The organism is Brevundimonas sp. NPDC058933, from assembly GCF_049315965.1.
GTDB lineage: Bacteria > Pseudomonadota > Alphaproteobacteria > Caulobacterales > Caulobacteraceae > Brevundimonas.
The window spans coordinates 1-26,864 of sequence record NZ_JBMOSL010000017.1; the positions used below are offsets into that span (position 1 = coordinate 1).

At 64.8% G+C, this 26,864-nt stretch carries 27 protein-coding genes, 1 tRNA gene and 2 pseudogenes; 11 read left to right on the plus strand and 19 right to left on the minus strand.

Going from position 1 to position 26,864, the window contains the following annotated elements:
• A partial coding sequence (locus tag ACOZBP_RS16670) for a dicarboxylate/amino acid:cation symporter (protein WP_422677447.1) occupies nucleotides 1–611 on the plus strand: 611 nt, incomplete at its 5' end.
• 213 nt (nucleotides 612–824) lie between these two features.
• Here ACOZBP_RS16670 and ACOZBP_RS16675 read toward each other — a convergent pair.
• Entirely contained in the window at nucleotides 825–3,650 is a 2,826-nt protein-coding gene (locus tag ACOZBP_RS16675) for a M14 family metallopeptidase (protein WP_422677448.1), read from the minus strand.
• Between the two features lie 134 nt (nucleotides 3,651–3,784).
• Between ACOZBP_RS16675 and ACOZBP_RS16680 the strand changes: the two genes are divergently transcribed.
• Together ACOZBP_RS16680 and ACOZBP_RS16685 are read left to right on the plus strand one after the other, a co-directional pair.
• Nucleotides 3,785–4,102 carry a hypothetical protein gene (locus ACOZBP_RS16680; RefSeq protein WP_422677449.1) on the plus strand — a complete coding sequence of 106 codons (318 nt, stop codon included), beginning with the start codon at nucleotides 3,785–3,787 and terminating at the stop codon, nucleotides 4,100–4,102.
• Nucleotides 4,099–4,746: a hypothetical protein gene (locus ACOZBP_RS16685; RefSeq protein WP_422677450.1), complete on the plus strand. Its 648-nt coding sequence runs from the start codon at nucleotides 4,099–4,101 to the stop codon at nucleotides 4,744–4,746. Before ACOZBP_RS16680 ends, ACOZBP_RS16685 begins: the two co-directional genes overlap by 4 nt.
• A gap of 244 nt (nucleotides 4,747–4,990) precedes the next feature.
• Here the strand turns inward: ACOZBP_RS16685 and ACOZBP_RS16690 are convergent.
• From ACOZBP_RS16690 to ACOZBP_RS16730, 9 genes and pseudogenes are all read right to left on the minus strand, one after another.
• Nucleotides 4,991–5,293 (minus strand): annotated as a pseudogene (locus ACOZBP_RS16690) (transposase); the annotation flags it as partial.
• A 69-nt stretch (nucleotides 5,294–5,362) separates the two neighbouring features.
• Nucleotides 5,363–6,091 (minus strand): hypothetical protein, encoded by a 729-nt coding sequence (locus ACOZBP_RS16695; protein ID WP_422677451.1) that lies wholly within the window; start codon nucleotides 6,089–6,091, stop codon nucleotides 5,363–5,365.
• A 2-nt stretch (nucleotides 6,092–6,093) separates the two neighbouring features.
• Nucleotides 6,094–9,267 carry a hypothetical protein gene (locus ACOZBP_RS16700; RefSeq protein WP_422677452.1) on the minus strand — a complete coding sequence of 1,058 codons (3,174 nt, stop codon included), beginning with the start codon at nucleotides 9,265–9,267 and terminating at the stop codon, nucleotides 6,094–6,096.
• A 133-nt stretch (nucleotides 9,268–9,400) separates the two neighbouring features.
• On the minus strand, nucleotides 9,401–9,655 hold the full coding sequence (locus tag ACOZBP_RS16705; protein WP_422677453.1) for a hypothetical protein: 255 nt from the start codon (nucleotides 9,653–9,655) through the stop codon (nucleotides 9,401–9,403).
• A gap of 81 nt (nucleotides 9,656–9,736) precedes the next feature.
• Nucleotides 9,737–10,858, minus strand: a complete 1,122-nt coding sequence (locus ACOZBP_RS16710) for a hypothetical protein (protein ID WP_422677454.1) — start codon at nucleotides 10,856–10,858, stop codon at nucleotides 9,737–9,739.
• A 244-nt stretch (nucleotides 10,859–11,102) separates the two neighbouring features.
• Entirely contained in the window at nucleotides 11,103–11,420 is a 318-nt protein-coding gene (locus ACOZBP_RS16715; protein ID WP_422677455.1) for an excalibur calcium-binding domain-containing protein, read from the minus strand.
• Nucleotides 11,421–11,688: 268 nt separating this feature from the next.
• Nucleotides 11,689–11,832 carry a hypothetical protein gene (locus ACOZBP_RS16720; protein ID WP_422677456.1) on the minus strand — a complete coding sequence of 48 codons (144 nt, stop codon included), beginning with the start codon at nucleotides 11,830–11,832 and terminating at the stop codon, nucleotides 11,689–11,691.
• A gap of 304 nt (nucleotides 11,833–12,136) precedes the next feature.
• Nucleotides 12,137–12,270, minus strand: a pseudogene (locus ACOZBP_RS16725) (transposase); the annotation flags it as partial.
• Nucleotides 12,271–12,340: 70 nt separating this feature from the next.
• Nucleotides 12,341–13,072 (minus strand): hypothetical protein, encoded by a 732-nt coding sequence (locus ACOZBP_RS16730; RefSeq protein ID WP_422677457.1) that lies wholly within the window; start codon nucleotides 13,070–13,072, stop codon nucleotides 12,341–12,343.
• Nucleotides 13,073–14,412: 1,340 nt separating this feature from the next.
• Between ACOZBP_RS16730 and ACOZBP_RS16735 the strand changes: the two genes are divergently transcribed.
• Complete coding sequence (locus tag ACOZBP_RS16735; RefSeq protein ID WP_422677458.1) at nucleotides 14,413–14,541, plus strand: hypothetical protein; 129 nt, start codon at nucleotides 14,413–14,415, stop codon at nucleotides 14,539–14,541.
• On the plus strand, nucleotides 14,538–15,614 hold the full coding sequence (locus ACOZBP_RS16740) for a tyrosine-type recombinase/integrase (protein WP_422677459.1): 1,077 nt from the start codon (nucleotides 14,538–14,540) through the stop codon (nucleotides 15,612–15,614). The genes ACOZBP_RS16735 and ACOZBP_RS16740 overlap by 4 nt, the downstream gene beginning before the upstream one ends.
• Nucleotides 15,615–15,642: 28 nt before the next feature.
• Here ACOZBP_RS16740 and ACOZBP_RS16745 read toward each other — a convergent pair.
• Nucleotides 15,643–15,732, minus strand: a tRNA-Ser gene (locus ACOZBP_RS16745).
• Nucleotides 15,733–15,880: 148 nt separating this feature from the next.
• Here ACOZBP_RS16745 and msrA point away from each other — a divergent pair.
• Both msrA and ACOZBP_RS16755 read left to right on the plus strand, forming a co-directional pair.
• Nucleotides 15,881–16,531 carry a peptide-methionine (S)-S-oxide reductase MsrA gene (gene msrA / locus ACOZBP_RS16750; protein WP_422677460.1) on the plus strand — a complete coding sequence of 217 codons (651 nt, stop codon included), beginning with the start codon at nucleotides 15,881–15,883 and terminating at the stop codon, nucleotides 16,529–16,531.
• Nucleotides 16,531–16,872 carry an MmcQ/YjbR family DNA-binding protein gene (locus ACOZBP_RS16755; protein WP_422677461.1) on the plus strand — a complete coding sequence of 114 codons (342 nt, stop codon included), beginning with the start codon at nucleotides 16,531–16,533 and terminating at the stop codon, nucleotides 16,870–16,872. The genes msrA and ACOZBP_RS16755 overlap by 1 nt, the downstream gene beginning before the upstream one ends.
• Before the next feature lie 3 nt (nucleotides 16,873–16,875).
• Here ACOZBP_RS16755 and ACOZBP_RS16760 read toward each other — a convergent pair whose 3' ends face one another.
• The 8 genes from ACOZBP_RS16760 to flgF form a co-directional block, all read right to left on the minus strand.
• Nucleotides 16,876–18,693: a DUF885 domain-containing protein gene (locus tag ACOZBP_RS16760; RefSeq protein WP_422677462.1), complete on the minus strand. Its 1,818-nt coding sequence runs from the start codon at nucleotides 18,691–18,693 to the stop codon at nucleotides 16,876–16,878.
• A 69-nt stretch (nucleotides 18,694–18,762) separates the two neighbouring features.
• Entirely contained in the window at nucleotides 18,763–19,263 is a 501-nt protein-coding gene (locus ACOZBP_RS16765) for a hypothetical protein (protein WP_422677463.1), read from the minus strand.
• 8 nt (nucleotides 19,264–19,271) lie between these two features.
• Nucleotides 19,272–19,703, minus strand: a complete 432-nt coding sequence (locus ACOZBP_RS16770) for a hypothetical protein (protein WP_422677464.1) — start codon at nucleotides 19,701–19,703, stop codon at nucleotides 19,272–19,274.
• Nucleotides 19,704–19,743: 40 nt separating this feature from the next.
• Nucleotides 19,744–20,211, minus strand: coding sequence for a hypothetical protein (locus tag ACOZBP_RS16775; protein ID WP_422677465.1), 468 nt, complete (start codon nucleotides 20,209–20,211; stop codon nucleotides 19,744–19,746).
• Between the two features lie 123 nt (nucleotides 20,212–20,334).
• Nucleotides 20,335–21,057, minus strand: coding sequence for a flagellar basal body L-ring protein FlgH (gene flgH, locus ACOZBP_RS16780; RefSeq protein ID WP_422677466.1), 723 nt, complete (start codon nucleotides 21,055–21,057; stop codon nucleotides 20,335–20,337).
• A gap of 11 nt (nucleotides 21,058–21,068) precedes the next feature.
• Complete coding sequence (gene flgA, locus ACOZBP_RS16785; protein ID WP_422677467.1) at nucleotides 21,069–21,842, minus strand: flagellar basal body P-ring formation chaperone FlgA; 774 nt, start codon at nucleotides 21,840–21,842, stop codon at nucleotides 21,069–21,071.
• 2 nt (nucleotides 21,843–21,844) lie between these two features.
• On the minus strand, nucleotides 21,845–22,633 hold the full coding sequence (gene flgG / locus ACOZBP_RS16790) for a flagellar basal-body rod protein FlgG (RefSeq protein WP_422677468.1): 789 nt from the start codon (nucleotides 22,631–22,633) through the stop codon (nucleotides 21,845–21,847).
• Between the two features lie 16 nt (nucleotides 22,634–22,649).
• Nucleotides 22,650–23,387, minus strand: a complete 738-nt coding sequence (gene flgF / locus ACOZBP_RS16795; RefSeq protein WP_422677469.1) for a flagellar basal-body rod protein FlgF — start codon at nucleotides 23,385–23,387, stop codon at nucleotides 22,650–22,652.
• A 179-nt stretch (nucleotides 23,388–23,566) separates the two neighbouring features.
• Between flgF and ACOZBP_RS16800 the strand changes: the two genes are divergently transcribed.
• The 4 genes from ACOZBP_RS16800 to ACOZBP_RS16815 all read left to right on the plus strand — a co-directional run.
• Entirely contained in the window at nucleotides 23,567–24,226 is a 660-nt protein-coding gene (locus ACOZBP_RS16800; RefSeq protein ID WP_422677470.1) for a flagellar basal body-associated FliL family protein, read from the plus strand.
• 2 nt (nucleotides 24,227–24,228) lie between these two features.
• The gene (gene fliM, locus ACOZBP_RS16805) at nucleotides 24,229–25,287 is read left to right on the plus strand and encodes a flagellar motor switch protein FliM (protein WP_422677471.1); all 1,059 of its coding nucleotides are present in this window, start codon (nucleotides 24,229–24,231) and stop codon (nucleotides 25,285–25,287) included.
• A 1-nt stretch (nucleotide 25,288) separates the two neighbouring features.
• Nucleotides 25,289–25,882, plus strand: a complete 594-nt coding sequence (locus ACOZBP_RS16810) for a DUF6468 domain-containing protein (RefSeq protein ID WP_422677472.1) — start codon at nucleotides 25,289–25,291, stop codon at nucleotides 25,880–25,882.
• Between the two features lie 165 nt (nucleotides 25,883–26,047).
• Nucleotides 26,048–26,864 (plus strand): MotE family protein (locus ACOZBP_RS16815; RefSeq protein ID WP_422677473.1); only part of this gene is annotated, 817 nt, incomplete at its 3' end.

The following is a 26,864-nucleotide window of genomic DNA, read 5'->3' on the forward strand; positions in this document are numbered from 1 at the left end:
TCTACGCCCGGTTCGTGCTCGGCTTCTACGGCGCCATGGGCATCCTGTGGGGCCTGCTGTTCGTGGCCGCCGCCCTCGTGCTGGGGCGTCGCGTCCTTCCGCTGTTCAGGGTGATCCGCACCCCGGCGCTGCTGGCCTTCTCGACGGCCAGCTCGGAAGCCGCCTATCCGCGCATCCTGGACGCCCTGCCCAAGGTCGGCGTGCGTCGCCGCATCGTCAGCTTCGTCCTGCCTCTGGGCTATTCGTTCAACCTCGACGGCTCGATGCTCTACTGCACCTTCGCCACCATGTTCATCATGCAGGCCCACGGGGTGCACCTCAGCGTCTCGCAGCAGGTCTTCATGCTGCTGCTGCTGATGGTGACGTCCAAGGGGATCGCCGGCATTCCGCGCGCCTCCCTGGTGGTGATCATGGCGACCCTGACCTACTTCGGTCTGCCGGAAGCCTGGATCGCCATCGTGCTCGGCGTCGACCACCTGCTCGACATGGGCCGCTCGGCCACCAACGTGGTCGGCAACTCCGTCGCCGCCGCCGTGGTCGCCAAGTGGGAGGGCGAACTGGACGACATCCCGGAGGGCGGACCGGACGCGCCCCAGGTCGCGACCGCCTAGGATTTCAGGCGCTGGAAAGGAAACGGCCGCCTCGGCGAGGGGGCGGCCGTTTTGCTGTGGGGTGGTGATTGGCTTCCTTGCAGTCCTTCCGGGGCGCGGAGCGAACCCGGAACCCAGGCGACTGAACCTGACGCGTCGCCTGTCTGATGAAACGCCTGGGCCCCGGATCGGCCCTTCGGGCCGTCCGGGGTGACGGTAGAGATAGGCGCCTTCCTATTCTTCCGCGCTGACCGCCGGCCCGTAGAAGAGGGCGTTGAACAGCAGGCGGACCGACGACCGGGCCTGGGCGCGGTTGACCACGTCGGGGCCGAGCACGATCACCCGGCCTTCGCCGTGCGGCAGGTCCAGAACGGCGTCCGAGCCCGACAGCTTCTGCGGACCGATGGCCCAGCCGCTGGCGACCGCAACCTGTTCCGGGTAGCGGACGATGGAGCCGGTTTCGCCGGTGTGGCGGAAGCCTGAGTTGCGGTTGAAGAAGACGTTCATCTGGGCGGGGGCGCCGAAGGCGAGCGGCTGACGATTGTCGACCTCGGTCTTCAGCACGGCGCCGGGGATGAAGAAGTCGGTCGAGGCCGGGGCCTTGCCGTCGGCGCCCAGCAGCACGTCCTGAACCGGCGCGCCCATGGCCGTGGCCAGACGGTGCGACGAGCCGATGGTGACGACGCTGCCGCCGCCGCGCACGAAGGCGTCTAGTTGCGGCACGGTCTTTTCGGTCGTGATGTGACCCAGCCAGCCGCGATACTCGGCCGGGATGGACTCCGGCTCGGGCTGGTCGCGCTGGGCGGCCGCCGACAGGTCCGCCGGGATCATGTCCGAGGCGAAGACCAGGACGTCGAAGTCCCTGGCCAGATCGCCCGCGTCCAGACGCTGGGGATAGACCACCTCGAACGGGTACTCGAAATGCTCCAGCATCCAGCGGGTCCAGCCCGACGCCATTGAGCCGCCGTAGCGATCGACCAGGCCGATGCGCACAGGCTTCAGCGCGATCCTGTCGCCTCCGGGGGCGAGCGCTGCGGCGTGGGCGTTCAGGCCAAGGTCGCGCACGGCGGCCTCGACGATGGGACGGGCCGCATCGCTGGCCGGGATCCACAGGGCGCCGGGAGCAAGCGTCTGACGACCCGCGCGGGTCTCGCCTTCCTGCCAGAAGACCGGGACGCCCGCCTTCAGCAGGCGGTTCGACAGGATGTAGCCGTTGACCGGGGCGTGATCGATCAGCCAGCCGGCGCGGCCCGATCCCTCGATCTTGCCGGGGGGCGGGGCCATGACGTCGGCGACGCGTTCGGTCGGAGCTTCGAAGCCGTCGAGGATGCGGTCGAACTTCACGCCCATCTGCAACGCCAGCGTATAGCCGGTGGCGTCATAGGGCAGGGCGGGCGGACCGCCCGGATACTGCAGGTCGTGGGGGTGGTCCTGCGGCTCGAACATGTCCAGCACGTGCGGGCGATAGGCCTGGGCCGTCTTCACCACATAGGAGCCGGCCGGATAGGTCGTAGCCCCGATGGTGAAGGCGCGCGTGGCGCGGTCCACGTCCACGCCCGTCTTGATCAGGCTGTTGAGGAAGGCGACGGCGTTGGGCAGGTCGGCCTGATCCGCCGGGATGACGTAACCGCGCGGATCGCGACGCGCCGGATCGCGCAGCACCTTGTCATAGAGGGCCGGATCGACGCCGCGACGACCGGCGGCGGCGGTCTGACCTTGAGCCGCCTCTACCAGAGCCTCGACGCCGGTCGGGGTGATGCGCCAGGTGTCGGTATTGCCCTTGTCGATGGCGTTCTGGCCCATGCGCCAGATGTTGAACAGCAGCCGGTCCTTGTTGCGCGAGGCGTAGTTCAGCACGGCGCGGTTGATCGACTGCGAGTACTCGATCGACTGGGCGAAACGCCAGGTCTGGGGCGCGACCGGCATGGGCAGGTCGTTGCGGGCCAGCTGGTTCTGCGGGATCAGGCTGATCTGGCTCGGCGTCGGGTGGCCGGTGATCTCGGTCAGCAGGCCGACCGCATTGTGGAAGTAGGTGATGGAGCGCTCCATCCCGTTGTTCCAGGTCGAGTAGCCGGCGCCGCTGCGCATGGTCGAGCCGGGCTTGCCCTCTTCGATCAGGCGGCTGTGCATGGCCGCGCCGACTTCCGACAGGGTGCCCATGACCAGCGGGTCGTAGTTGTAGTTGAACGGGTCGCGGAAGGGCGGCATGAAGACCACCGTCCCGGCGGGCGCCGTCTGGTGGTGGTTGTAGATGATCTGCGGGAACCACTCGCGGAAGAACTGGCGGTTGACGTTGGTCGTCTCGGCCATCGACGACAGGTAGTAGTCGCGGTTGTTATCGTGGCCGACGTACTTCTGGTACAGCACGGGGATCGAGGCGAACTCGCGCTTCAGCGGGTCCGCGTTGCGCATGTACCAGTTGGAGACCAGCTCCATCCCGTCCGGGTTCAGCGGCGCGAACAGGATGATCGCATCGTTCAGGACGCGCAGGGCCTCGGGATCCTCGGCCGTCAGCCATTCATGCACGGCGGCGATCAGGGCCTGGGGCGGGACGGTCTCGGTGGCGTGCAGGCCGCCGTCGATCCAGACCACGGCCTTGCCCTCGATGGACATGGCGCGGGCCTGTTCCTCAGTGACGCCTTCGGCCTTGGCGAGGCGACGGGCGATCTCCTGATAGCGGTCCAGGTTGGCCAGGTTCTGCGGCGTCGAGACGATGGCGATATACTGGGTGCGGCCCTCGGACGACTTGCCGATCTCGACCAGCTTCATCCGGTCCGACTGGCTGGCCAGGGTCTTCAGATAGGCTTCCCACTGGGTGTAGTTGACCAGGTGGTAGTCGGCGCCGATCGCGTGGCCGAAGGCTTCCTGCGGCGAGGTGATGCGCGAGGCGGTCGCCGTCGCCGAAGCCGCCGGCGGCTGCTCCACCAGCGCAGCCTCATAGGCCAGAGCGCTGGTGCTGGTCAGGGCGAAGGCGGCGAAACCGACCGTCCATGCGAAGGGGAGGGCGCGGCGACGCGATACTCGGGTCCGCCGAACGGCGGAGGAAGACGGTCTGATCATGGCGTTCCTGTCAAAAGCAGCAGCGGGCGCCCGGCTAATGACCTGACGACAGAGCTGATTCCTCCACGATGCCCTTGTCGCCGTCGATGTCCATGGGCGATCTGCTCTAAGGGGTTGGCCGCCAAGCTGTCCCGATGAACCGGGCGCATCACAACCGCGCCGAGCGCAATTCAGGCCAGGCGGAGAATAATGGCGTTCGATCCGCGCCAACGGCCATGGCGGACAGAGAGGAAGGCCGAAAAGCTTTCCTTTTCAATCGCTTATTTGGGCCAACCGGCCCGGTGGCGCTTATTGAAAACAAACGACATTTAAACGGAATGGCTACCCGTCGAAGGGCGTCTTCAGGTACGAAAAACCCCGGCGGGCTGGCGGGCCTCACCGGGGTGCATCACGGTTCAAGAAAGCAATCTGAACAGGCGATATCCTATCGGAAGAACGGGGCGCTGTCATGAGCGCCTATTTTCACCGCTGGGGCGCGCCGCCTCCACGCGTGCGTCGTGGCAGCCAATTATCTGCCAACACGCGCTGGACGCGGTTTAGCCGCAAGGAAGGTCAGCATCTGATCTTCGTCCTCAAGGTCTATTCGGAACGGCTCCGGAAAAAAGGCCAGCGCACCGGCGCCCTTGGCACAATCAGTTTTGGCGCGATCCGTTTGGCCGAGATCCTGGTGTCGCTAAGTGTCAAAGGCAACGGACGGCTCGAACCCTCGGTTTTCTGGCTGGCCAAGGCGCTCAATGTAGCGCGCAAATCCATCCATGCGTGGAAGGCTCAACTGGAAGCTCACGGCTTCCTGAGTTGGACTCGTCGCTATGATCGGGTCGAAACCCCAGGCCAGAAGGGGCCGCAGCTCAAGCAGACCTCGAACGCCTACGTGCTGCGCGTTCCAGTCAAAGCCATAGAGGCGGCAGACCGCCTGAACGGTGGGCAATCGAAGCACTCTCCTGTCGTCGCGCCCCGCCTGAGCGCGGCCCTAGACCTGCTGGCAGCTGCCATCACCGACGAGGCGCATTGCAAGCTTGAGCGTGAATCACCTCAGGTGTCAGAACCAAGGCTCCCATTGTTTACTCCAAGGGTATTGAGGACGAATGGCGCATAGGAGACGGCGAAGCCGGCTTAACCGCGAAACGGTGAATGCACCGCGCTGCCCGACACCATCCGAATGTCCCGCTGAGATGGTCTCTCTCTATGGGGATGACATCACCATAGAGTGAATGAGGCCGCCTCTGAAGTGGGGCCGTTTCTCAGGGTTAGGCCATGGTCTGTTGCTGACTGAGGCCGTGTAAAAACGTGCTGAGCGACGGCGGGGCGGAGGTTGAGACGAAGCGCAGGAGGCCTCCTGCTCAGGCCCGGATCGCCTCCATCAACGGCCTGGTTCCCATCACCGCCATCACCCGCTTCATATTGTAGGCCAGGATGTGGAGGCTGATCTCGGTCTTCACGTTGGGCAACCGCTTCATCAGGAAGTGGGAGTGGCCCATCCAGGCCTTAATGGTGCCGAACGGGTGTTCGACCAGGCTTCGCCGTTCACGCATGGCTCTGGGCCTCAGGTCCATTCGGGTTTGAAGGGCATCGATCACCGCTTCATGCTCCCACCGCGTGACCTTTCGTTCGACCGCAGGCGTGCACTGAGCCTTGATGCTACAGCCTGGCCGCATCAAAATGCCTAGCCCTGACGAGCCGAACCGGAACGCGTCCGGCGCCCGGGACTTTGGCTAAAACACGGGGTGAGGCACGACGATGTGGTCTGTGCGAAGGTGCAGGTAATTTCGCAGTGCGCAAATCAGCGCGATGATCTCACTTAGATGCTCAAGCTCTGCGTAGTCGCGAACGCAATGCTGAAGCTTGACCTTGCCGTCCCATGACAGATCCCTGTGGGTCCGATCGCCGACTATCTGTGTTCTTCGAATCTGGCTGCCGTAATCGGCCTCGAAGACCCGGAAAATTTCCGGTGACACCAGATCTTCTACCTCCCAGTCCAGCTGCGGATATCCCTTGTTCAGATCCTTTGCCCGGGCCGCGACCGTAGAGGCGCCGGCACCGTTCATTTGCGGCATGATCGGATGGAGCAGGAAAAGGTCCCTGTAACCTTCTATACGCCGGGTCAGGCCACTGCCTCGCGTGAACGCCTTGCGACCAGCGTCGTCATTGTCGAATAGGCCGATGAAGCGGTACTGCCTCGATCCATCGTGACGCAGATCGAGGTCGGCGAGTTGCTTCGCCATTCGAAAGCGATCATTGATGCCGTCGACCCCGCCTTCTTCTCCTCTACCGGCGGGCAGGACCGCGAAGTCGTCGCCGAGCAGATCGACATCATGCCTCTCCCTGTAGAGCCGTGCTGCGTGCTTAAAGTAGAAGACGTCGGACGTGCCTTCCACGATGCAGTTCGCCTTGCGGACCTGCCATCCGAGGCTTTGCGCCAAAAGCTCGACAACGCCAGCCACGCTCAGTGGCCCACGAGCGGCCGCAGGAAGGGGCCGTTGTGCCCGAAGGAGACGTAGCCGCTGATGGTGACCCCAGGTCGGATAACGCTCTGCCCGAACTGCTCCGGCCGGAGCACGGCCTCGCCGTCCTGGAATTCTTGCACCTTGGCGAAGGCCCGCCCCTCCACCGAACTGTTGACGCGCGCGTGGACTTGCCGACGCGTTCGACTTTTGGGGGTCAGGAGCCATCGCAGCCGCTCCGGCACTTCGACGTAGTGCTCTTCCCGCTTCCACAGCCTGCGCAGGTGTCCGAACAACTGGCCAGCTTCGTGATGCCGGTCGCGCTGATGAAGGAGGATCGCCATCTCCAGCTGTAGTTGCGGACTCAGTGAGGCGTCGAGCGCCTGTAACAATTCTAGCTGTAGTTCGAAATCGAACGGCGCATCGAGACAAGCGATCAGATAGCGCAGCCGAACCGCTTGCGGATTGCTCTGCAGTTCAGGAGCGGCCAGAAGCTCGGCCGCCTTCTTCCGATTGCCTGAAGGGTAGTCGCTGAGATCCATACCGTCGAAGCGGCTCGCACCCTCGGTCAGGGCCCCGACGGCCCGGACGATGGCTTCGCTCTCGGTTCTCGGCTCCCGTTCTTCAAATGTGGAAGAGACCTGCAGCAGGATTTCGAATGCGGCGTCCGCCAAGCGGGCCAACGCGAACTTCCGAGGCTCGGAGGCGCTACGCGCATTGGCCGCATAGACCAAGGCCAAGACCTCGATTGCATTTTCCGCAGCGTGGTGTTCGTCGGTGCGCGCCTCGCTGATCAAGGTCCGCGCATAGGTCTCCAACACGAACGAGTTGTCCGGATTGAGCCGGTATGCCCTGCGAGTGGCGTCACGGGCCCTGCCTTGGAGGTCGCTAACGCGCGCCAGGGTTGCGCCCGCAGCCTGTTCGGCTTCCGCGAGGTCGTGATAGGCGTGCGCGAGAGAGTTCAGCAAGTTCAAATCGGTTTCGCCGCTCGGCTCGTCGGCGATCGCCAGACCCGCCTCCACGTCAGCGACCGCGCGCGTCAGCAGATCGACCCGCTCCGTCAAGGTTACCGAGAATACGTCGGGGTCCTTGGCAATCCGTCGTCGGGAGATTGCAGTGTGGTGCAGGAAGGTCCGGCTCGTAGTGCGAAGAGACCGCGGCATTTCGTCGAGGGCGGCCAGCGCTTCGCGCCAGTAGAAGGTGAAGGCGGTTCGACCCTGAGCGGGATCGATCTTGAAAATCGACGTCGCGTAGGCGTCTGCGATCTGACGAAGATCTGGCCGTTCCAGCACAGGCATTGTCGCAAGCTGACACAAAGCAAGGAAGCGAAGATGCTCGGGGTTCTGTGCATCGCCGAACCCAAGTTCGGACCGCGCTTCATGATCATAGAAGAGCGAAGTAAGGATGAAACGACCTAGAATGTCGTGAATCAAGGCCCAGTATCTATCCCGCTCGTCCCGGATCCGGATCAGCCCCAGAGCGCTGGCATTGCCTTGAAGATCGGCGAGTCGATCCGAAACCGGGAATTCCTTGCCGGCAGGCAACATCGACTCGGGCAGAGGCAGTCGCTCCGTGCTGAATGCAGCAATGCCAATCAGAGCAATGCGCAGCTCTTTATCCGTCGCGGCCTCCTTGAAGCGGCGATAGATCCATGCCTGGACAGTTTCCTGCATATCGAACTGGCGCTGTAGCCAGAACGACAGGGCGATCCAGAAGGATGCTATGCCGCGATCAGCAGCGACGCTGGAGGTATCGACGAAGCGCCGCCATTCGCTCTCTGATCGGGTCCCACCATGTCGGGCGAGGAAGGCATTGAGATGGCGGCCGAGATCGGCCGCATCATCTGACGAAATCTCGTGACTCAGCTCGGCGAGCTTTGTGTATCGCCGGTCGCCCAGCATCTGCCAGGACAGATATGGACCGGTGGTGAAAAGGAAACAGGCGCGCCGGCCGCTCTGTTCGAACTCGCGCGTGAACCTGATGAGCTGCTCTTCACGGCCGTCCCAATGCCCGTCGAACACGATCAGGGCGGGCGGTTGGTAAAGCCTTCTATCTTCGTCATCCCCGTCATTCGCGGCCTTGCCAGCGGTCTTATCGAGGAAGGTTATGACCTCGAGCGCTGTGGGCGTGAACGGCGCATCGCCCGCGACGAGAGTGGGGTATCCGTGCGCAGCGGCACGCCATGCCAGGCTGCGGACGTAGGTGGTCGCGCCTGCCCCGGATTCAGCCTGTACATAGAAGATCCGATTGGCCGTGGGCGCTTCATGATCCAGCGTCCGGAGCGCACTGCTCAGAGTACTCCAGCCCTCCGGTGCGCGCTCCCAGGGAATGCCGGCCGCATACGGACGCCAAGAGGCTACGGGGTTCCCGAAGAAGTCCTGCACCTCGCCGGGCCGAAGATCCTCTGTGGCGAGCGGTAGCAAGAGATCTTCCGAAAGCAGCTCGTAGCGGCCCAGCAGAGGGTGCTGAGGGTCATCAAGACCCGTGATGTCGAGAGCGCGCAACCCGCCGCGTCCATCACGCAGACGAAGCAGGAGGCGTTGATCGCGACCTATGAGATATCGGGCGACAAGGCCGTCTGAGAAGGTGGCCGCCTCCTTTGTGATGACCCAGACGTTCGGCACCTTGGCGGCCTCGGCCCACCCGCGAAGGGACTGGTCTGCCTGGGCTGCATCCGTCACCACGGTGACCGGCACGCGAAGCCCTCCCGCTGACAGCTCGTCGAGATGGGCGGGCATCCGGGCGTTGGGCCCGGCAAGAACAAGCAACTGCTTGACCGACCGACGCTCGAGTTCCTGAAGCATGGTGAGCCGCTGCGTCAGCGCGGCCAGTCCACTCAGCGACGTGCCGGGTCGCCCGTTCAGCAGAAAGACGGGCAGGCTTCGCCGTGGCAGCAAAACGTCGGCGGGGTTGGCGTCGACGATCTGTATAAGGCCGCGCCTGCGGACCAGTGGGTCATCCGGAGTTTCCTGCTCGTCGAGAGCGTTTAGTAACGGCAGGTCACCCACCTCGCTGAGGACGAAGCTCCAGGGAAGCTTCAGAACCTTGGCCGTAATCTCCGGCCCGGCCGCTTCAGCGAAAGCCGGCATAACCCAGACCGCTACATCACGAGCGTCTAGGTCGGTTAACAAGTGATCCGGCGCTTCTGGCAGGAGGCGTATTTTGGCGTCTGTCATCGGCCTGACCTTCAGGTCTTAGAGGCGCACTGTCCAGTGCAGCTTACGATCGCAGTCAAAGTCTGCTGTGCGGATGGAACGCAACGTCCGCTCCTGGCGGATTTCGTTGAAAAAGCGGCTGCTGAGATCGCCGCTAGTAGCGGGCGCTGGCCTTGTCGACGACGTATCGAACATAGGCTTCGTACTCGGCAGGGCTACTGTTGAGGGTGAAGCTCGGGAAGGAATCGAACGGATCGTTAAATGACGCAGCCTGTGCGAACCAGAGCCGGCTGTTGACGATGGTGTCCCGGGTGAACTCACGCGCGCCGGTCGAGAGCGACCGGTATTTGTACAGTACGGGCGGCGGCGGGTCGAAACGCCATCCGGCGTCGGGCGTCGCGCTCGTCACAGGTCTCTCCCTCCCAAGTCCCTGTGGGGTGATATCAGCTCGCCTGCGTCGATACGAGACCGGCAATGTCCGAGCCGCGAGTCAGGCACCAACCCGTTCGTAAGTCCGCCCATCGATGACGCGCTGGACCTGCTCGGCGCCTCGGGCTCCGATGCGCTCCGAGATATCTGCGGCCGAATGCGATTTCCCCAGGGCGCGAATGGCCTCCACCTGCTCGATCGATAATCGATCCGAGCGACTGCAGATTTGGGCGGCCGCCCACGTCCGATCCTGCCATCGCTCCTTGAGCCAAGGGCGTGGCAGATCGTCTCCGGTGCGTGCGCTGACCCATCTGTTGAGCGCCGGCTCACGCTCGTCGGGTTCAAGCTGTGCACCGGGCGGAATCATGCCGTGCTCGCGCAGATACCGCAGGCCGTCTTTGCCCCCGGGGATCATGTTCAGACGTCGCTGATCCTCCCAGTGACCTTCCACCAGAGCCTCCTCGGCTCGGTACAGGGCCTCAAGGTCATCGGTGACGCCCATGACCTTGTGATTGACGTAGGTTATGCGTCCGGCGGCCAGCTCCTCCCGGAAGGTCCGGTGGAATTTTTGCATGCCCCCGTTTCGGATGGCCCTCTGATGCTCGGCCCAACGTGTCTGCCAGCTGCGCGTCGTCAGCCCCACATAGAACCAGCCGTCATCAGGATAGGAGCCGCCCGCGCCGAAAATGTGCTGGTAGAGCACATAGGATTTCCGGGGCCACAACGTCGGCGCGAGCAGCAGGTGCGCGGGCGCGGTAAACAGCTGGCTGGGGCGTTTGACCCGCGGAATGTGAAGCGGAGCCTGACCGCGCCTGGCCAGATCAAGCAGAACCGGGTCGTCAACGAGATCTAGGCGGATCTGCGGCGCAATGGGCAGCTCGCCGTCCGCCAGAGGCTCGCCGGACGCCATCTCGGTCGGACCGACGCTCCTGTGGCCCGGCCGGATCATTTGCTGCGGGGCCACGAACATCGCGCGGTCCCCGAGTTTGATGGCGTGAAACACGGGAATGGCCTGGCCCGGTCCGACCCGGATCAGCCCGTTGGTCTGTCTGGCGGATCCGAGCCAGTGGCCGCCGTAATCCGAGCGGAGCCAGGCGCGCAGCAGGGCGTCCAGTTCCTTGCGATGCCTTTGCATGGCCCTGGGGGCCAGGTGCAGCCACCAGGCTTCATTGATCGCGGCCATAAGGGTCCGGAGTCGTTCCGCCGCTGAAGCGGCCCACGATTCTAGTCTAACTCGGACCGAGGCCGAGGCCATCGATATGATCGTTCAGCGACATCGATTTCGCCGAAGCCGCTTCTGGGACCCGATGAGAAGCGGAAGGCCAGTCTTGCGAAGGCTTTGCCGCTCTGAGACCGCGGGGGGCTAAATGTCCGGTTTCGGTCAGGGAGCCAAGGACCGCTTCTGGCGCTGTGTGGACTATCCTATGCTAGTATCGGCCGCGCGGCAGTTCGCATGCGAGCCCGTCGCCATCGCCGTCCATCCCGGATCGATATGATGGATCCCACCGGGGGATGTCTTTTCGGCCTGCCGCCCGAACCGCCGTGCAGCCGCGATAATTTTGATCAGCCGTGCGCGTTTTGACGTAGGCGACGATCGCTGCTCGAGGCGTTGACGGTGTGACCGCGAACCACGTCCCGGCGAAGGCAGAGATAGCGGTTAGCGCGACGACGACCGCAAACGGCACCTGGTTGCTGGGAGCAGGTCGAATCTGTGGGCTACGAGGAGGGTGTTTGACGGGGCGCATAGGCGCAAGGTGCCCGCCGAAAGTTGAGCAGTCGTTTCAAGACTGATCGCCGTTATTTTAGGGGGGGCGGAGTGAAGGTTCGCGATTTCACGAAGGACTGCTTGCTCGGCAAGCGCGGAAGACGCTCGCAGGCGGCGTCAGCCCGTCTGAGCGCCAAAACTTCGTGGTATTGCGAACCAAGAGGGCGTTGTGCTGGCACAGGTTCGTGATTTCTAGAACCTGGACGGCGTTTTGAAACAACGCATCGTAATATCGCGAACTTTGCGCTTCAGCGGCTTTGGTTCGTGGCTTCTGGCGGATGCTCAGGCTTCCCTGGTCGTTTTTTCTCGAGCAGCTTCAGAATAAAGGAGCCGCCAAAAAAGGCGACGGCTGCGCCGGACATCACGGCGATATAAGCAGGGAAGAGATCCATACGAACAGCATATCATGGACTGGCGGTTTGCAAATTTCGATCTGAGTTGGCTTTACCTCGCGTCTAACCACGATGGCAAACGGCGCCCAAGCGCCGCGCTCTGTAGAAGGTCCGTCATCCAGTCCGCTGCCCTTTGTACCTGACAGCTCAAGAAGGTGCCTCAGGCGGCTATGGGGTGTGGAAATGACTTGTTGCCTCTCCTTGCCTCACTTGGAGCGTTTGCGCGTGGTTAGCGGCTAGTGTGACTATTCGCTTCTCATCTGACCGCAAGGGCAGCACTGGGCGTCCGACACACTCATCCTCAGAACTTGGCTTTCCAAGTGTAGATCATGCCCTCCCACACGCCGTGTTTACGCGCCAGCTCGCCTGCTTTGGTGCCGGCCTCGTTCTCCCGCAGGACCCCGATGATCTGCTCTCCGTGAATCTCGCTCGTCTCATTCCGTCCGTCCTTTCAAGGGCCAGACTCTAGCTCCGTTGGGAGGAAATTCTCAGGCGCATGTCGCTGAGCCTAAAACGGTACCGTAGAGAAATAGACAGCAAGACCGAACATTACAGTCGCCCCGATCACGTCCCACCCGTAGAACTGAAGACGCTTCCACCAACGAATGTCGGACGCCAAGCCCCGGACGTCAGCACGGAGCATTGTAACAATCTCCTCGGTCTTATCGGCGGATCGCGTGTAGTACGAAGTGGCTTCTTCAACTTGTGAAACCGCTTCAGAAAACAATGCCGGCAACGTTTCGGATGCCTGTTCGTAACCCCGGAGAACCTGTTCCGATACAAACTGCCGTCCTCCATTTTCGTTGGGGGTGGACATCATCCTGATACCATGGAGGTTCTCAGAAAAGGTTCGAGCCGCTCGTTCTAGGCCAGTGACCGCTTCTCGCCATTGTTGCTCGTAGAACCCTCCGCTGCTGACACTATTTCGTATCTGGTCCGCTACGTTCTTAAGTTCATCACCGAGCGTCTCGGACGTGCCAAACCGAGAGGTCCCCGTGTTCGAATGACGTTCCGCGAGAGCTTCGAGTAGGAAACCGATGAAGTAGTAGGTCGCTGCCGCGAGCAATCCCCATCGGATATGGTCGATGTTCACGTTCCGGAGTGACACGCCCAAGATACCGGTTGATCCGGTCACGTCGATTCCTGGGATCCGAGTGACAAGAATAGCGCTGCAAAATATGAGAAGCGTCTGTTTCGTCCGGTGGAAAGGTTCGCCAAAGGTGATGTCTTTTCTAGCCATCAAGCGACGCTATATGAGTCGCAAGGTTGGGCGGATCGAAAAACAACATGGCCGCAGACGCCGACATCAAGCTTTCTTCATCAGGACGCCCGGCGAAACCGTTGAATGGCTAGTTGCGGAATTGACCGAAGGCGAGCTGACAATGTCAGGTACCTGACCGAGCCTGCGCGATGGTGACCGCAAATGGCCGCATCGGCGACGCCACGTTCCGGCAAAGCCTGACTCGCCTCGGTCAATCCGAGAGTCGGATTCCAGCACGGATGGTCGCCACGCGTGCCCGCCGGTGCGGGTATTAATTGGTTGAAGTTGAACGCTGCTGAGGATTTGATTTTTCAGCCCATTCCGGCTGGGGCGCTGGCCGTAGACGCGGGTGGCCCGACTGAATGTTCGCGAAATCACGAAGGGCTGCTCGCTGGGCGAGTGAGGAAGGCGGTCTTGGGCGCTTGCGGGCGGGTTTCAGCCCGTCTGAACCCGCGAACTTTGTGATATTGCGAACCGCGAGGGAGTTTCGCGGGTCAGGGTTCGTGCTTTCGCGAACCTACAGGTGTTTCGGCCTAAAACTTCGTCATATCGCGAACTTCGCGCGATCCATCGGGCGAGGCGCTCGCGAAGCAGGGCAATTCAGCGGTCTTGGTTCGTGGCTTCCGGCGGATGCTGAGGCTTTTCCGGGCGATTTTTCTCGAGCACCTTCAGAATCCAGGAACCGCAAAAGAAGGGGACGGCTGCGCTCGTCATAACCGCGATATTAATGAGAGAAAGGATCTATGCGGACAGCCCTATCATTGAGTGGCGGTTTGCCGATCTCGATCTGAGCGGACTTTGCCTCGCGTCTAACCGCGCAATGCAGAGGGGGCGGCACAGTCAACACTGCGTCGATCCTTTGTGGAGAGTTCTGGAGAAACATGGAGACTTCTGGAGACTGCGGGCGAGGCTTCCAGCAGTGACCTCGGAGCTTAAGCGTGACGATGCGTCGTCGTTAGACAGGTCGCGTGTGTCCAAATGTCTTGACCGCGATCCCGTGGTTTAGCCTCTGATCTGATCTGAGATGGCTAATCGGTGTGTCCATTCGGCCACGTGGATCAGAGAACAACACCAGGCGTCGTTCTCCATCATTCTTCCGGAGTTAGGAGGCAAGATATGTGTGGGGATATCCCCACACGGTCTTACTCGCGGGCTCGACGTGGCTGTCAAGAAACAGCCTCTTGTCGGTCGCTGCCGCGACTGGCTAACGCCTTACTCAGAACTGAGCTTTTGAGTGGAGGCGCGTGTTGGCGAAACGCTCTGGAATAGTGAAAAAGACTGAGCTTCGGCGGGTGATGGACATCCTGCGGGAGAAGGGAGTGGCCCTTGGCTCGCTGGACCTGTTGCCGGGAGGCGAGGTGCGCCTCAATCTGGCTACAGCGGCGTCGCCGCGCATGAACCCGGATCTCGCAGCAGAGGTGCAGTCGTGGGACGAGGCCTTAGGGTGATCGGCTTCCCGTTCGTGAGCACATTCACGGACCGGCATGGCAAGCAGCGTTTCCGCTATAGGCGCTCAGGGCAAAAGGCCGTCTATCTGCACGGCGTGCCCGGTTCACCGGAGTTTGCAGCGGCCTATGAGGCGGCGGCCAGCGGGCAGACCTCGAAGCTGCAGATCGGGGCCTCGCGCACCTTGCCGGGGACCATCAACGCCCTGGCGGTGGCCATCTACGGATCGGCCGAGTGGGTCCAGTTGTCGAAATCGACCCAGGCGACCTATCGCGGCATTATCGAACGGCTTCGTACCGAGCACGGCGATCGCGCGGTTCGCGCGCTCCAGACCGAGCACATTCTGAAAATGCGCGACCGCAAGGCCAAGGCGCCGGCGGCGGCGAACAACCTAGTCAAGGTTTTGCGCTGGATGCTGGCCTTCGCCATCATGCGGCAATGGCGGCCGGATAATCCGGCGATCGGCATCAAGCCGCTCAAGATCGCCTCCGAGGGCTTCCCGGTGTGGACCGAGGCTGACATCGCCAAGTTCGAGGCGCACTGGCCGGTGGGTTCGCGAGAGCGTTTGGCGTTCGACCTGCTGCTCTACACCGCGCAACGCTCTGGCGACGTTCGACAGATGGGGCGGCAGCACGTCCAGGGGCGGGCTATCCTGGTGCGGCAGGAGAAGACCAAGGCGTTTCTGGAACTGCCGATCCATCCGAGGCTCAAAGCGTCGCTCGACACTATTCCGGCGGGGCAGATGCTGTTCCTGGTCACACAGTCGCACATGGGCTTCACGGCAGGCGGGTTCGGCAACTGGTTCCGTGGGGCCTGCCGGGCGGCGGGTATTCCTGATCGGTCGGCGCATGGGCTGAGAAAGTCGGCAGCGACGCGGCTGGCCGACGCGGGCTGCACGGAAGCGCAGATCAAGGCTGTGACCGGCCACCAGACTTCCAAAGAGGTCGAACGCTACACGAAGGCGCGGGATCAGCGCCTGTTGGCGCAGGACGCCTTCGCCATGATCGGCGGCACACAACGCGAACAAATTTTGGCTAACCCGGCAGGGAAGTTAGCCAAATCGAACGGTAACTAACTGAAAATAAAGGGAATTGCGATGGTGGTGGCGGACAGAGAGGGATTCGAACCCTCGGTAGGCTTTCACCTACACACGCTTTCCAAGCGTGCGCGATCGACCACTCCGCCACCTGTCCGTTTCCACGACGTCGCCGTGTAGCCGCCGGACGGTCGTTCCAGCGGAGGCGAGGCTGATAGAACAGCCTGACCCCCTCGGCAAGCGCCCTTTGGCGCCCCATATGGGGGGAAGTCCATTTTGCCTCCGATTTCTGCGAGATTTTTCCGATGTTGTTCCAGAAGACCGCCGAACTGCCGACCGTCGAGACCGCCCTGCCCGGGCGAGATACGCCGCTGGCGACGGACGAGGTTCATTTTGTTCTGGGCCATGCGCTGAAGGGGCCGCATCCGGAGGGGTTCGAGACGGCGATCTTCGCCATGGGCTGTTTCTGGGGCGTGGAACGGGTGTTCTGGCAGTTGCCGGGCGTCTGGGTGACCTCGGCGGGCTATGCGGGCGGGTTTACGCCCAACGCGACCTATGAAGAGGTCTGTTCGGGACGGACGGGGCACACCGAGGTGGTCCAGGTCGTGTTCGACCCGCAGGCGATTTCCTACGGCGACCTGCTGAAGGCCTTCTGGGAAAATCATGACCCGACCCAGGGCATGCGTCAGGGCAACGACCAGGGTACGCAGTATCGCTCGGCCATCTACACCCTGAACGACGCGCAGCAGGCGGAAGCCGAAGCCTCGCGCGAGGCCTACCAGGCGGCGCTGTCGGCGGCGGGTCGGGGGACGATCACGACGGAGATCGAGCCGGCCGGCCCCTATTACTTCGCCGAGGACTATCACCAGGGCTATCTGGCCAAGAATCCGGCCGGATACTGCGGCATCGGCGGGACTGGCGTGGTCTGTCCGATCGGTGTGGGCGTCGACGCCTGATGGACCGCGCGGGGGTCGGCCAGGTCTGTCTGGCCTTGCCGGGAGCGACGCTGGATCACCCGTTCGGCGACGACCACGACGCCTACAAGGTCGGGGGCAAGATGTTCGTCATGGCGGGGGCGACCGGCGGAGTGTCGTTCAAGGTCTCGGACATCGCCTATGAGGTGCTGACCGAGAGCGGGCATGCGCGGCCGGCGCCCTATATGGCGCGGGCCAAGTGGGTCAACCTGCCGCAGATTGACGACTGGGCGGACGAGGAACTGGCGGATCATATCAGGTCCGCCCACGCCATTATCGTCAGGAAACTGACGAGGAAGGCGCGGGCGGAACTGGGGCTCTAGGCGTCAGGTCGCGGACCTGGCCTTCTGCTCGGCGATCCAGCGGTCCATGCGGGCGTCCAGGAGGTCGAGCGGCAGGGGACCATCGACCAGCAGGGCGTCGTGGAAGGTGCGGACGTCGAAGCGGTCGCCCAGTTCGCGTTCGGCCTTCTGACGGATCTGGCGCAGGCGGATTTCGCCGATCTTGTAGGCCGTGGCCTGACCCGGCCAGCCGATGTAGCGCTGCAGTTCGGTTTCGATGTTGTGCGGAGCCAGGGCAGAGTTGTCGCGGAAGCAGGCGCGTGCCTGTTCCGTGGTCCAGCCCATCCAGTGCAGACCCGTGTCAGCCACCAGACGGCAGGCGCGCCACATTTCGTAGCTGAGACGGCCGAAGCGCTCATAGGGCGTGCGGTAGATGCCCATCTCCTCGCCCAGGAACTCGGCATAGAGGCCCCAGCCCTCGGTGAAGGCGGTCACGTCGGCGCCGCGCCGATAGTAGGGCTGGTCGGCCGCTTCCTGTTGCAGGGCGATCTGCAGATGGTGGCCCGGCACGGCCTCGTGGACGGTCAGGGCCGGCAGTTCATAGAGGGGGCGCTGATCCAGTTTCGAGGTGTTGACGATATAGCCGCCGGCCACGCCATTCTGCATTGAGCCGGAGTTGTAGCGGCCGGTGGTGTAGCTGTCCTCGATCTCACGCGGGACGGGGCGCACGCCATAGGGCAGACGCGGCAGGGCGCCGAACAGGGCAGGCAGGCGGTCGTCGGCGCGCTTGGCGATCTCGGACGCCTTTTCCAGCAGCTGCTCGCGGCTGGTGGCGTAGAATTGCGTGTCGGTGCGCAGGAAGTGCAGGAAGCCGGCGAAGTCGCCGGTCCAGCCGGCGGCGCGCATCTCGTCCTGCATTCGGGCGCGAATACGGGCCACTTCTTCCACGCCGATCTGATGCACCTGATCCGGGGTCAGGTCGGTGGTGGTGTAGCTGCGCACGGCATAGGCGTAGAGGTCGCGGCCGCCGGGGCGGTGGGTCATGCCGGGCTCTGCGGGCGCACGCGGCAGGTAGTCATCCTTCAACATGTCGCGCCAGGCGATGCGGCGCGCCGCCACCGGTCCGTCGATCAGGGTCTGGGCGCGGGCGCGAAGGCTGGCTTGTTCGGCGGCCGGAATGGAGGCGGGCAGGGTGCTGAACGGCTGCATCAGAATGTCGCCGCCGTCGCGCGGCTTCACATCGGTTTCGGCCAGGGCCAGGGCGCTGTCGACCACTGAGCGGGCCTGGACCATGCCGGTGTCGAGGCCGCGGCGGGCGTCGGCGATGGCGGCGTCATAGGCGGCGGGAATGGCGCTCATCCGCGACAACCAGGCCTCGGCGTCGGCGGTCGAGGCGATGCGGGTGGAGCTGGCCAGATAGGCGACGCCCTGGCCCGGGCCGCCCTCGGAGCTGAAGGCGAGACGCCCGCCGTCCAGCGGGATGGCGTCGAGGTTGCGGCGGATCAGATAGGCGACGAAGGACCGGTTCAACTGCTCGTCTGCGCTGAGCGACGAAGCGGGGATGGCCTCGACTCGCGTCAAGAGAGCGGTCAGGGGCGCGACGCGGGCCAGTTCGCCGGCGCGGGTCGGATCGGGCAGGCGCGACAGGGCCTCGCGGTCGCCCTCCATGCCGGCGGTGATCGGATCGATCCGGCGCAGGTAGGCCTCGTAGTCGGTCAGGACGCTGGCAAGAGCGGTGCTTGCCGCGCTGGTGGTCGAATGGGTCTGTGCGCCAGGTGCGGACGGCGGCGGGCTCTGGGCCAAGGCCGGCGTCGCAGCCATGAAGGCCGCCAGGGCCGCCCCGATCAGAAATTGCTTGTCCATACTGTCCTCCCTCAAGCGAGCAGGAGCAGACAGGGGCGGCGGCTGACGGTCAAGCTGTGTTGACGAAGCTCAGCCGCAGAGGGTGAAGAAGCGGTCGATCTGTTGGTCCGAGCCGCGCTGGGCGACGAGGGGCGTGCGGTAGTCTGGACCATAGGTCGCCAGCCAGCCCAACTTGCGGAAGCGTAGAAAGACGGGGTCGGTGGTGCGGGCGACGGCGGTCAGGTCGATGCCGTCATGCATGGCGGAGGGCTCGGCCTTTGCGGGATAGGTTTCGGTGTCTCCGCCGGACTCAAGGGCGATCACGCGAGGATGGCCCTCGGCGACGGTCTGCAGGATTTGCAGGGCGCCTGAGCCGGGACGACAGGAAAGGTCCAGCGGCACGTCGTCGGTCTCGGCCATGCCGTAGGACAGGCTGGCCTCCTGGTCGTCCGCGTTCAGGTGCCAGTCGTAGCCGGCGGCGGGCGCCGGCGCGCCATCGGCTGCATCGGCCAGCCCGGACTTAGGCGTGGCGGCGCAGCCGGCAAGTGCGAGCGCCGCGAATGCGGGGATGACCCAGAGAGAAGGACGCATGGTTTTCCTCAGCCGGTGCAGAGTTCGGCGAACCGGCGCAGCTTGAGCAGATTCGCGCGGTCGATCTCGACCCCCGAAGCCTGCGCGCCGACAACCAGGTTCAACTTGCCGTCAGTCAGGAAGGCCGCGAAGACCGGGTGGTCGGCACGCAGCACGGTCTGCAGCTGGCCGCGCCTGGGGCTGACTTCGACGTTGGCGGAGGCGGCGCCCGAGGTGATCACCGCGATGCCGTCGGCGGGCGCTGCTCCATAAAGGGTCAGACGCACGATGCTAGACCCGGGCGTGCACTCCAGCGTCGAGCGAAGCCGCGGCGTGTCAGGAACCTCGTTGGCCAGGACCAGAGGCCCGCTGTCGGTGTAGAGCGTCCAGGTCCAGCCGTCGGAGACCGCCGGCGCAGTCTGAAGCGTCAGGGCGAGCAGGAGCCCGAGCAAGGCGGTCATGGTTCAGCCCCCGCTGAAATCTGGTTCGCGGGAAGTGTGATCAGGCGTGGCTGGAAGCGCAATAGCCGAGGAAGTTTTGGACCATGCGGCGTTCTGCGCGGCTGGCGCGGATGTGCTGTTCGCCCGCTTCGGTCTGGACGGCCATACGCCCGCTGCGCGCCAGAGCCGTCAGGGATGCATCGGTGAGGGGCAGACGGGCCTCATAGGCTTCGCCGTCGGACAGAGGGTCGACAGGCTGGGGACCCATGGAGGCCGGCGTCAGAACGGCGCTTTGCGGCTGGGCGTCGCCATAGATGACGGCGCTGCGGTCGCCCGGCGAACAGGTCAGCATCAGCGCCACCTGGTCGGAATCCGGCAGGCCGTAGGCCAGCTTCGCCATCGACCCTTCGTGCAACAGGTGCCAACCGGCTGCGCTGTCGCCCGAGAGGGCGGCGGGGGTGGTCATGGCCTGTCCCGCAAGGGCGGCGAGACCCAGGGCGGCGACAGCGGGGGCAATGGACTTCAACATCACAAATCACTCGCGTTCGACAGAGCAAACGCGGGTCGCTTGTTAAGGGTTCACCGCTCCGCTTGTACGAAAATGATTCCGGCATCGCCTGTCGCCGGAATCACACGCCTCGTTGAACGTCGATCAGAAGGGGCTGAAGCGCTCCACCAGGGACTGGGCGGCGGGCGTGGCCTGCATCCGACTGATGTCGCCACGACCGCCGTAGCTGATGCGGGCTTCGGCGATCTGGGTGTGGGCGATGGTGTTGGCCGAGGAGATGTCCTCGGGGCGCACGATGCCGGCGACGGTCAGTTCGCGGACCTCGCGGTTGGTGCGCACTTCTTGCCGACCCTGGATGACCATGTTGCCGTTGGGCATGACGGCGGTGACGACGGCGGCGACGGTCAGGCTGACGCGTTCCGAGCGGTTGACGCTGCCCGCACCGGCCGCGTTGGCCTCGCCTTCGGTGCCGACCATGTTGGCCGGGTCGAAACCGCCGGGGAAGGCGCGGCCCAGGCTGTTTTCCAGGCCGAAGAAGTGGGTCACCCCGCCCGAGGCGCTGTTGGAACGCGAGCGATTGGTCGAGTTCTGGGTCTGGGCGCGGTCGTTGATGTCGATGTTGACGGTGAGGATGTCCCCGATACGGCGGGCGCGCTGGTCGCCGAAGAAGCTGCGGGCGCCGGTACGCCACAGGCTGTTGGCTGATGCGGAGGTGGGCGTCGGCAGATAGGCCTGCTCGACAGGCACCAGGGCGGCCGGATAGCCGATGGGGGCCAGTTCAGGACCCTTCACCGTTTCCGTAATCGTGGAGCAGGCGCCCAGGGACAGGGCGGAAGCGGCGGCGGCGAGGATCAGGACTTTGCGCATGACGGGATCTCTCAGCGAGCGGCGAACTGTTGCGGATTGGCGCGGGCGGTCTGGGCGGCGGGACCGGCGACGGCGCGACCGGGTGACACCGCCACGGCGTCGATGGTGCGGCCCGACTGGACGTTCAGGACAGGCACGGCCTCGCCCGCCGAGGCGTCGCGGGTGGCCTTGCCGGTAACGGTCAGTTCGACGCCGCCGACGATATAGGCGACCTCGACCAGGTCGTTGCGGGCGATGACCTGGGGCGAGGCCAGGTCGCGGCTGGTCACGGCGGCGCCGGCGCGCAGGGCGCGTTTGGCCGACAGGCCGACGACCTGATCGGCGTCCTGGGGACCGCCGGCGGGGGCCTGGTGGGCCTGGACGGTTGACCAGATCACGTCGGACGGCTGGACGATGTCGCCGGCGGCGAGGCTGCGGGCATAGGTCAGAACCTCGACCGTGGCGCCGGGGCGCGAGGCCACGGTGGCGGCGGCTGGACGAGCGGACGCCTCTGCGGGCAGGGCGCCGCCTTCGCGCACGACGATGCGGCGCAAGCCCTGGGGATTGGACCAGTCCAGACCGGCGCGGCGGGCGGCGGCCTGGATCTGGCTGGCTTCGAACACGGCGGTGGCGCCGAGACGCTGGCCGACCACGACGCCGGCGGCGGCACCTGCGTCGTCGAACAGGTCGCCCAGGGTGACGCGGCCGTCGCCATCGACGGGGTCGGGCAGAAGGCTGACGGGACCGGCCAGGGCGGGGCCGGCGAAGGTTGCGAGGGCGGCGGCGAGGATCAGGGCGTGCTTCATGACTAGCTCTTCACCTGGGCCGAGACGGACAGCATTTCGTCGGCGGTGGTAATGACCTTGGAGTTCATCTCATAGGCGCGCTGGGCCACGATCAGGTTGGTGATCTCGCTGACCGCATCGACGTTCGAGGCTTCGGTGTAGCGATGCAGAAGCTGGCCGAAACCGGGTTCGTTCGGCGCGCCGATGGTGGCGGCGCCCGAGGCGGCGGTCTCCAGCAGCAGGTTGTCGCCGATGGCTTCCAGGCCAGCCTCGTTGAAGAAGGTCGCCAGTTCAAGCTGCCCCACGACCTGGGGTTCGGCCTGACCCTGGGTGGTCACCTGGACCTGGCCGGACTTGGAGATCGTGATGTCCACCATGTCCTGGGGAATGTTGATGGCCGGCTCGACCGCATAGCCGTCGTCTGTGACCAGCTGGCCCTCGCCGTTGACGGCGAAGTTGCCGGCGCGGGTATAGGCCATCTCGCCCGAGGGCAGGGTGATCTGGAAGTAGCCCTTGCCGTCGATGGCGACGTCATAGTCGTTGCCGGTGCGGGTGGGGCTGCCCTGTTCCGTGACGCGGTAGACGCTGCCGGCCTTCACGCCGGCGCCGATCTGGATGCCGGTCGGAACGACGGTGCCCTGGGTCGAGGACTGGGCCCCCATGCGTTCGACGTTCTGGTACAGCAGATCCTGGAACTCGGCCCGCTGCCGCTTGAAGCCAACCGTGTTCATGTTGGCGATGTTGTTGGAAATGACCTCGACGTTCAGCTGCTGGGCCAGCATGCCGGAGGTGGCGGTTCTGAGAGCGCGCATCGTTCAGGCGTCCTTACTAGCCGACCCGGCCCAGCCGCTCGACCGAGCGGCGTGACAGGTCGTTGGCGTTTTCAATCATCTTGGAGACGCGCTCATAGGCGCGGCTGATCTCGATCAGATTGGTGATCTCTTGCAGGGTGTTGACGTTGGAGCCCTCCAGCATGCCCTGGCGGACCTGCACGTCGGGGGCGTCCTGCGGCTGGGCGTTGGAGATGTTGCGATAGAGGCCGTCGCCGCTTTTCTGCAGGGCGCCCAGGGCGTCGAAACGGACGGCGTTCAGGCGGCCGACAGGCTGACCTTCCTGGCTGATGGTGCCGTCCTGCGCGACGCTGACGGGGCCGCGCTCGGGGTCCAGGGTGATGGGGCCGCCGTCGCCCAGGACCGGCAAGCCCTGCTTGGTGGTCAGGACGCCCTCGGCGTTGGTCGTGAAGCCGCCGTCGCGAGTATAGGCCTCGCCCGTGGCGCTCTGGACGGTGAAGAAAGCGCCTTCGCCCTCGATGGCGAAGTCCAGCGAACGGCCGGTCTGCTTCAGCGCTCCCTGGCCGAAGTCGCGGCCCACGCCCTTGTCCAGGACGAAGCTGGCCGAGGGACGGATATTGTCGTTGCGGGCGCGCTGGCCGACCTCGGTCCCGACCATCAGCTGTTCGACCTTGAACCCGGTGGTGTCGGCGTTGGCGACGTTGTTCGCCACGATGTCGAGCTCGCGGCGAAGCGTCATCTGACGGGACAATCCGATGTAGGCGGCGTTTTCCACGAGTGCGGCTCCTTCGCCGATCTCGTCGCAACGACCGTGCCAACAGGGTTAATCCAGGCGCAGCAAGGGTTCTGGCCCAATTGAGCCCTATGGCGCCCGGCAGGATTTGCCGATTGTAAACGCCTCGTTAACCAAAAACGCCTCATCAGGACGGTGGTGATGATCGGGGCGACGTGCGGATGCTGAAGCTGAAGCTGGGCAAGAAGAAAGACGCGGCGCCGAGCGGCGACGACGCCAACCTGCCCGCCGTGTCAGACGGTGAAGGCGGAGAGGGCGCGCCCGCAAAGAAGAAGCTGCCTCTGCTGTTCATCATCATTCCGGCGGCCCTGGTGGTGCTGGGGGGCGGTGGAGCGGCGGCCTTCCTGCTGATGAAGCCCAAGCCGGCCGAGGCCGAAGCGGCCGGCGAACACGGCGCGGCCGAAAAGAAGGACGACGGTCACGGGAAGAAGGAAGAGAAGAAGGGCGGGGGCCACGGCGGCGCGGAAGGCGGCGAGGCCGATCCCGCGGCGGGCAAGATCGCTGCGGGACCTGACGGCGTCACCTTCTACACCCTGCCGGATCTGATCGTGAATATTCAGTCGGCCGATGGACGCCCGACCTATCTGAAGCTGAAGCTGACGCTGGAGATGAAGGACGCCGAGCTGGCGACCCATCTGCAAGGCGAAGCCCCGCGGATGCAGGACATGTTCCAGGGCTTCCTGCGCGAACTGCGTCCCGAGGATCTGGCCGGTTCCGCCGGTTCCTATCAGCTGCGCGCCGAGATCCTGCGTCGGGTCAACCTGATCGCCGCGCCGGGCAAGGTGGACGCCGTGCTGATCGAAGAAATGCTGGTTTCCTAGGCATGAGCGACACCCTGGCCGCGGACAGCGAACTGGATCCCTTCGGCGGCGAAGCGGACATGGGCGCGGCCCTGTCCGAACGCGTGCTGAACCAGGACGAGATCGACAGCCTGCTGGGCTTCGACATGGGCGACGGCGACGACTCCGAACGGAGCGGCATCCGCGCCATCATCAACTCGGCCCTGGTGTCCTACGAGCGTCTGCCCATGCTCGAAATCGTCTTTGACCGCCTGGTGCGGTTGATGACGACCAGTTTGCGTAACTTCACCTCGGACAATGTCGAGGTCTCGCTCGACACCATCAGCTCGATCCGGTTCGGGGACTATCTGAACTCGATCCCGCTGCCGGCCATCCTGGCGGTGTTCCGGGCCGAGGAGCTGGACAACTACGGCCTGCTGACGGTCGATTCCAATCTCATCTACTCGATCGTGGACGTCCTGCTGGGCGGGCGTCGCGGCACGGCGGCCCTGCGGATCGAGGGTCGGCCCTACACCACCATCGAGCGGGTGCTGGTGCAGCGCATGGTCGAGGTCATCCTGAACGACGCGCGCGCCGCCTTCGAGCCGCTGACGCCCGTGCACTTCACGCTCGACCGGCTGGAGACCAATCCGCGTTTCGCCGCCATTGCGCGTCCGGCCAACGCCGCCATCCTGGTCAAGCTGCGCATCGACATGGAAGACCGGGGCGGCCGGGTCGAACTGCTGCTGCCCTATTCGACGCTGGAGCCCATCCGCAAGATGCTGCTGCAGCAGTTCATGGGCGAGAAGTTCGGCCGCGACAACATCTGGGAAGGCCACCTGGCCACCGAGTTGTGGACCACGGAAACCGAGGTCCGCTGCGTGCTGGACGAGCAGCAGATCCCGCTGTCGCAGGCGCTGAACTTCAAGGTCGGGGACACCCTGATGCTGAACGTCTCGCCCGATTCCGAAGTCTCGGTGCGGGCGGGCTCCATCCCGCTGACGACGGGCAAGATGGGCCGTCGCGGCCAGCATATCGCCGTGCGGGTCGAAGGTCCGATCAACCCCGACATCGCCGCCAACCTGAGCCGAGGGAAACGCTGACATGACCGGCATCATTCTCGATTCCATCCTCATGCTGCTGCTGGTCGCGGCCATCGGCTACGGCATCAAGCTGGAGAAGAAACTCAAGGCCCTGCGCGAGGGGCAACTGGCCTTCGCCGGGGCGGTGACCGAGCTGAACTCGGCCGCCGGTCGCGCCGAACAGGCCCTGGCCACCCTGCGCGCCTCGGGTCAGGAAACCGACCTGCTGCACGACCGGATCATCAAGGCTCGCGCCGTGAAGCAGGAACTGGAGGTGCTGATCGCCCGCGCGCCCGCCGGTCTGCCGCCGCGCGCTGCCGCTTCGCAGCCCCAGGCCGAATTCCGTGAGGAAGCGGTTCTGGAACTGAACGTCCCCACGTCGCAGGTCGCGCCGCTGCTGGACGACGAAGCCCGCGCCCGCCGCATGGCCTCGCTGATGGAGCGGATCGAGGGCGCGCGCGCAGTGATGAAGGCCCCGGCCGCTCGTGCCGCCCCCGCTCCGGTCGCCGCTGAAAGCTTTGCTCCGGTCCGTCAGGCCCTGGCCGCTAACCATGCTGCGCAACAGAGCCTAAACCGCGCCCGTCGTAGTCTGGACGAAGATCTTTTCGCTGCTTGATGCATTTTTAGACCCCTATGCCTGACGCGCGGCGTCAGGCGACTTGAGGGGAAGTTTCTTTTTGCCCCTATGTCCGAGGCGCGGCCGCGGACGACTTGAGGGGCGAAGTGTTTTTGTAGCCCCTATGCCTGTGCGGCGTCTGAACCGCCTTACCGAGTGCCACCGATGAGCAAGCTGCCCCGCCTCCTGCCCCTGATCGCCATCGCCATCGGCGGGGTGGTGGCTGTGCGCGCGGCGGGCGTGGCGCCGGAACTGTTCCAGGGCGCGACCGCCTGGGCTCAGGAGGCCGTGACGGCGGAGACGCCGGGGGAGGGCGGGGCGGCCGCGGCCAAGCCTGCGCCGGCGGTCTGCGCCCTGACGCCGGAACAACTGGCTCAGCAGGCGGGAATTTCGCCGGCCGAACTGCGGGTCATCCAGTCCCTGTCCAAGCGGCGCGACGCCCTGGACGCCCGCGACGCCGACTTCGCCACCACCCTGCCGCTGATGGTCGCCGCCGAGCAGAAGCTGGACGCCAAGTTGCAGGCGCTGGAAGCTCTGAAGGGCGAGATCGCCGCTCTGGTGGGACAGGTGGACGAGAAGGAAAAGGCCGAGAACGACCGTCTGGTCGCCGTCTATTCCGCCATGCGGCCCAAGGAGGCGGCGGCCGTGTTCAATACGCTGGACGACTCCGTGCGCCTGCCCGTCGCCGCCGCCATGCGGCCCCGCACCCTGGCCGCCATCATGGCCCAGATGCCGCCCGCCGGCGCGCGCGAGCTGACCGAGAAGCTGGCCAAGCGCTTCCAGTCGCAGCAGTTCGCCGCCCGCGCCGCCGCCGCGACGGCGGGAGCGACGCCCGCGACCCCGGCGGTCGTGCCCGCCGCCGCTCCGGCTGCGACCCCGACCACGGCCCCGGCTCCTGCGCGCGCTGCGGCCCCAGCGGCGGCGACGCCTGCGGCTCAACCGGCGGCCCAGCCGGCGCGCCGTCCCGCGCCCCGCCCTGCGG

Excerpts from the sequence above, each read along its gene's own strand:
- ACOZBP_RS16675 (WP_422677448.1), bottom strand. The coding sequence starts at position 3,650 with ATGATCAGACCGTCTTCCTCCGCCGTTCGGCGGACCCGAGTATCGCGT.
- ACOZBP_RS16680 (WP_422677449.1), top strand. The coding sequence starts at position 3,785 with ATGAACCGGGCGCATCACAACCGCGCCGAGCGCAATTCAGGCCAGGCG.
- ACOZBP_RS16685 (WP_422677450.1), top strand. The coding sequence starts at position 4,099 with ATGAGCGCCTATTTTCACCGCTGGGGCGCGCCGCCTCCACGCGTGCGT.
- ACOZBP_RS16700 (WP_422677452.1), bottom strand. The coding sequence starts at position 9,267 with ATGACAGACGCCAAAATACGCCTCCTGCCAGAAGCGCCGGATCACTTG.
- ACOZBP_RS16710 (WP_422677454.1), bottom strand. The coding sequence starts at position 10,858 with ATGGCCGCGATCAATGAAGCCTGGTGGCTGCACCTGGCCCCCAGGGCC.
- ACOZBP_RS16715 (WP_422677455.1), bottom strand. The coding sequence starts at position 11,420 with ATGCGCCCCGTCAAACACCCTCCTCGTAGCCCACAGATTCGACCTGCT.
- ACOZBP_RS16720 (WP_422677456.1), bottom strand. The coding sequence starts at position 11,832 with ATGGATCTCTTCCCTGCTTATATCGCCGTGATGTCCGGCGCAGCCGTC.
- ACOZBP_RS16730 (WP_422677457.1), bottom strand. The coding sequence starts at position 13,072 with ATGGCTAGAAAAGACATCACCTTTGGCGAACCTTTCCACCGGACGAAA.
- msrA (WP_422677460.1), top strand. The coding sequence starts at position 15,881 with ATGTTGTTCCAGAAGACCGCCGAACTGCCGACCGTCGAGACCGCCCTG.
- ACOZBP_RS16755 (WP_422677461.1), top strand. The coding sequence starts at position 16,531 with ATGGACCGCGCGGGGGTCGGCCAGGTCTGTCTGGCCTTGCCGGGAGCG.
- ACOZBP_RS16760 (WP_422677462.1), bottom strand. The coding sequence starts at position 18,693 with ATGGACAAGCAATTTCTGATCGGGGCGGCCCTGGCGGCCTTCATGGCT.
- ACOZBP_RS16765 (WP_422677463.1), bottom strand. The coding sequence starts at position 19,263 with ATGCGTCCTTCTCTCTGGGTCATCCCCGCATTCGCGGCGCTCGCACTT.
- ACOZBP_RS16770 (WP_422677464.1), bottom strand. The coding sequence starts at position 19,703 with ATGACCGCCTTGCTCGGGCTCCTGCTCGCCCTGACGCTTCAGACTGCG.
- ACOZBP_RS16775 (WP_422677465.1), bottom strand. The coding sequence starts at position 20,211 with ATGTTGAAGTCCATTGCCCCCGCTGTCGCCGCCCTGGGTCTCGCCGCC.
- flgH (WP_422677466.1), bottom strand. The coding sequence starts at position 21,057 with ATGCGCAAAGTCCTGATCCTCGCCGCCGCCGCTTCCGCCCTGTCCCTG.
- flgA (WP_422677467.1), bottom strand. The coding sequence starts at position 21,842 with ATGAAGCACGCCCTGATCCTCGCCGCCGCCCTCGCAACCTTCGCCGGC.
- flgG (WP_422677468.1), bottom strand. The coding sequence starts at position 22,633 with ATGCGCGCTCTCAGAACCGCCACCTCCGGCATGCTGGCCCAGCAGCTG.
- ACOZBP_RS16800 (WP_422677470.1), top strand. The coding sequence starts at position 23,567 with ATGCTGAAGCTGAAGCTGGGCAAGAAGAAAGACGCGGCGCCGAGCGGC.
- fliM (WP_422677471.1), top strand. The coding sequence starts at position 24,229 with ATGAGCGACACCCTGGCCGCGGACAGCGAACTGGATCCCTTCGGCGGC.
- ACOZBP_RS16810 (WP_422677472.1), top strand. The coding sequence starts at position 25,289 with ATGACCGGCATCATTCTCGATTCCATCCTCATGCTGCTGCTGGTCGCG.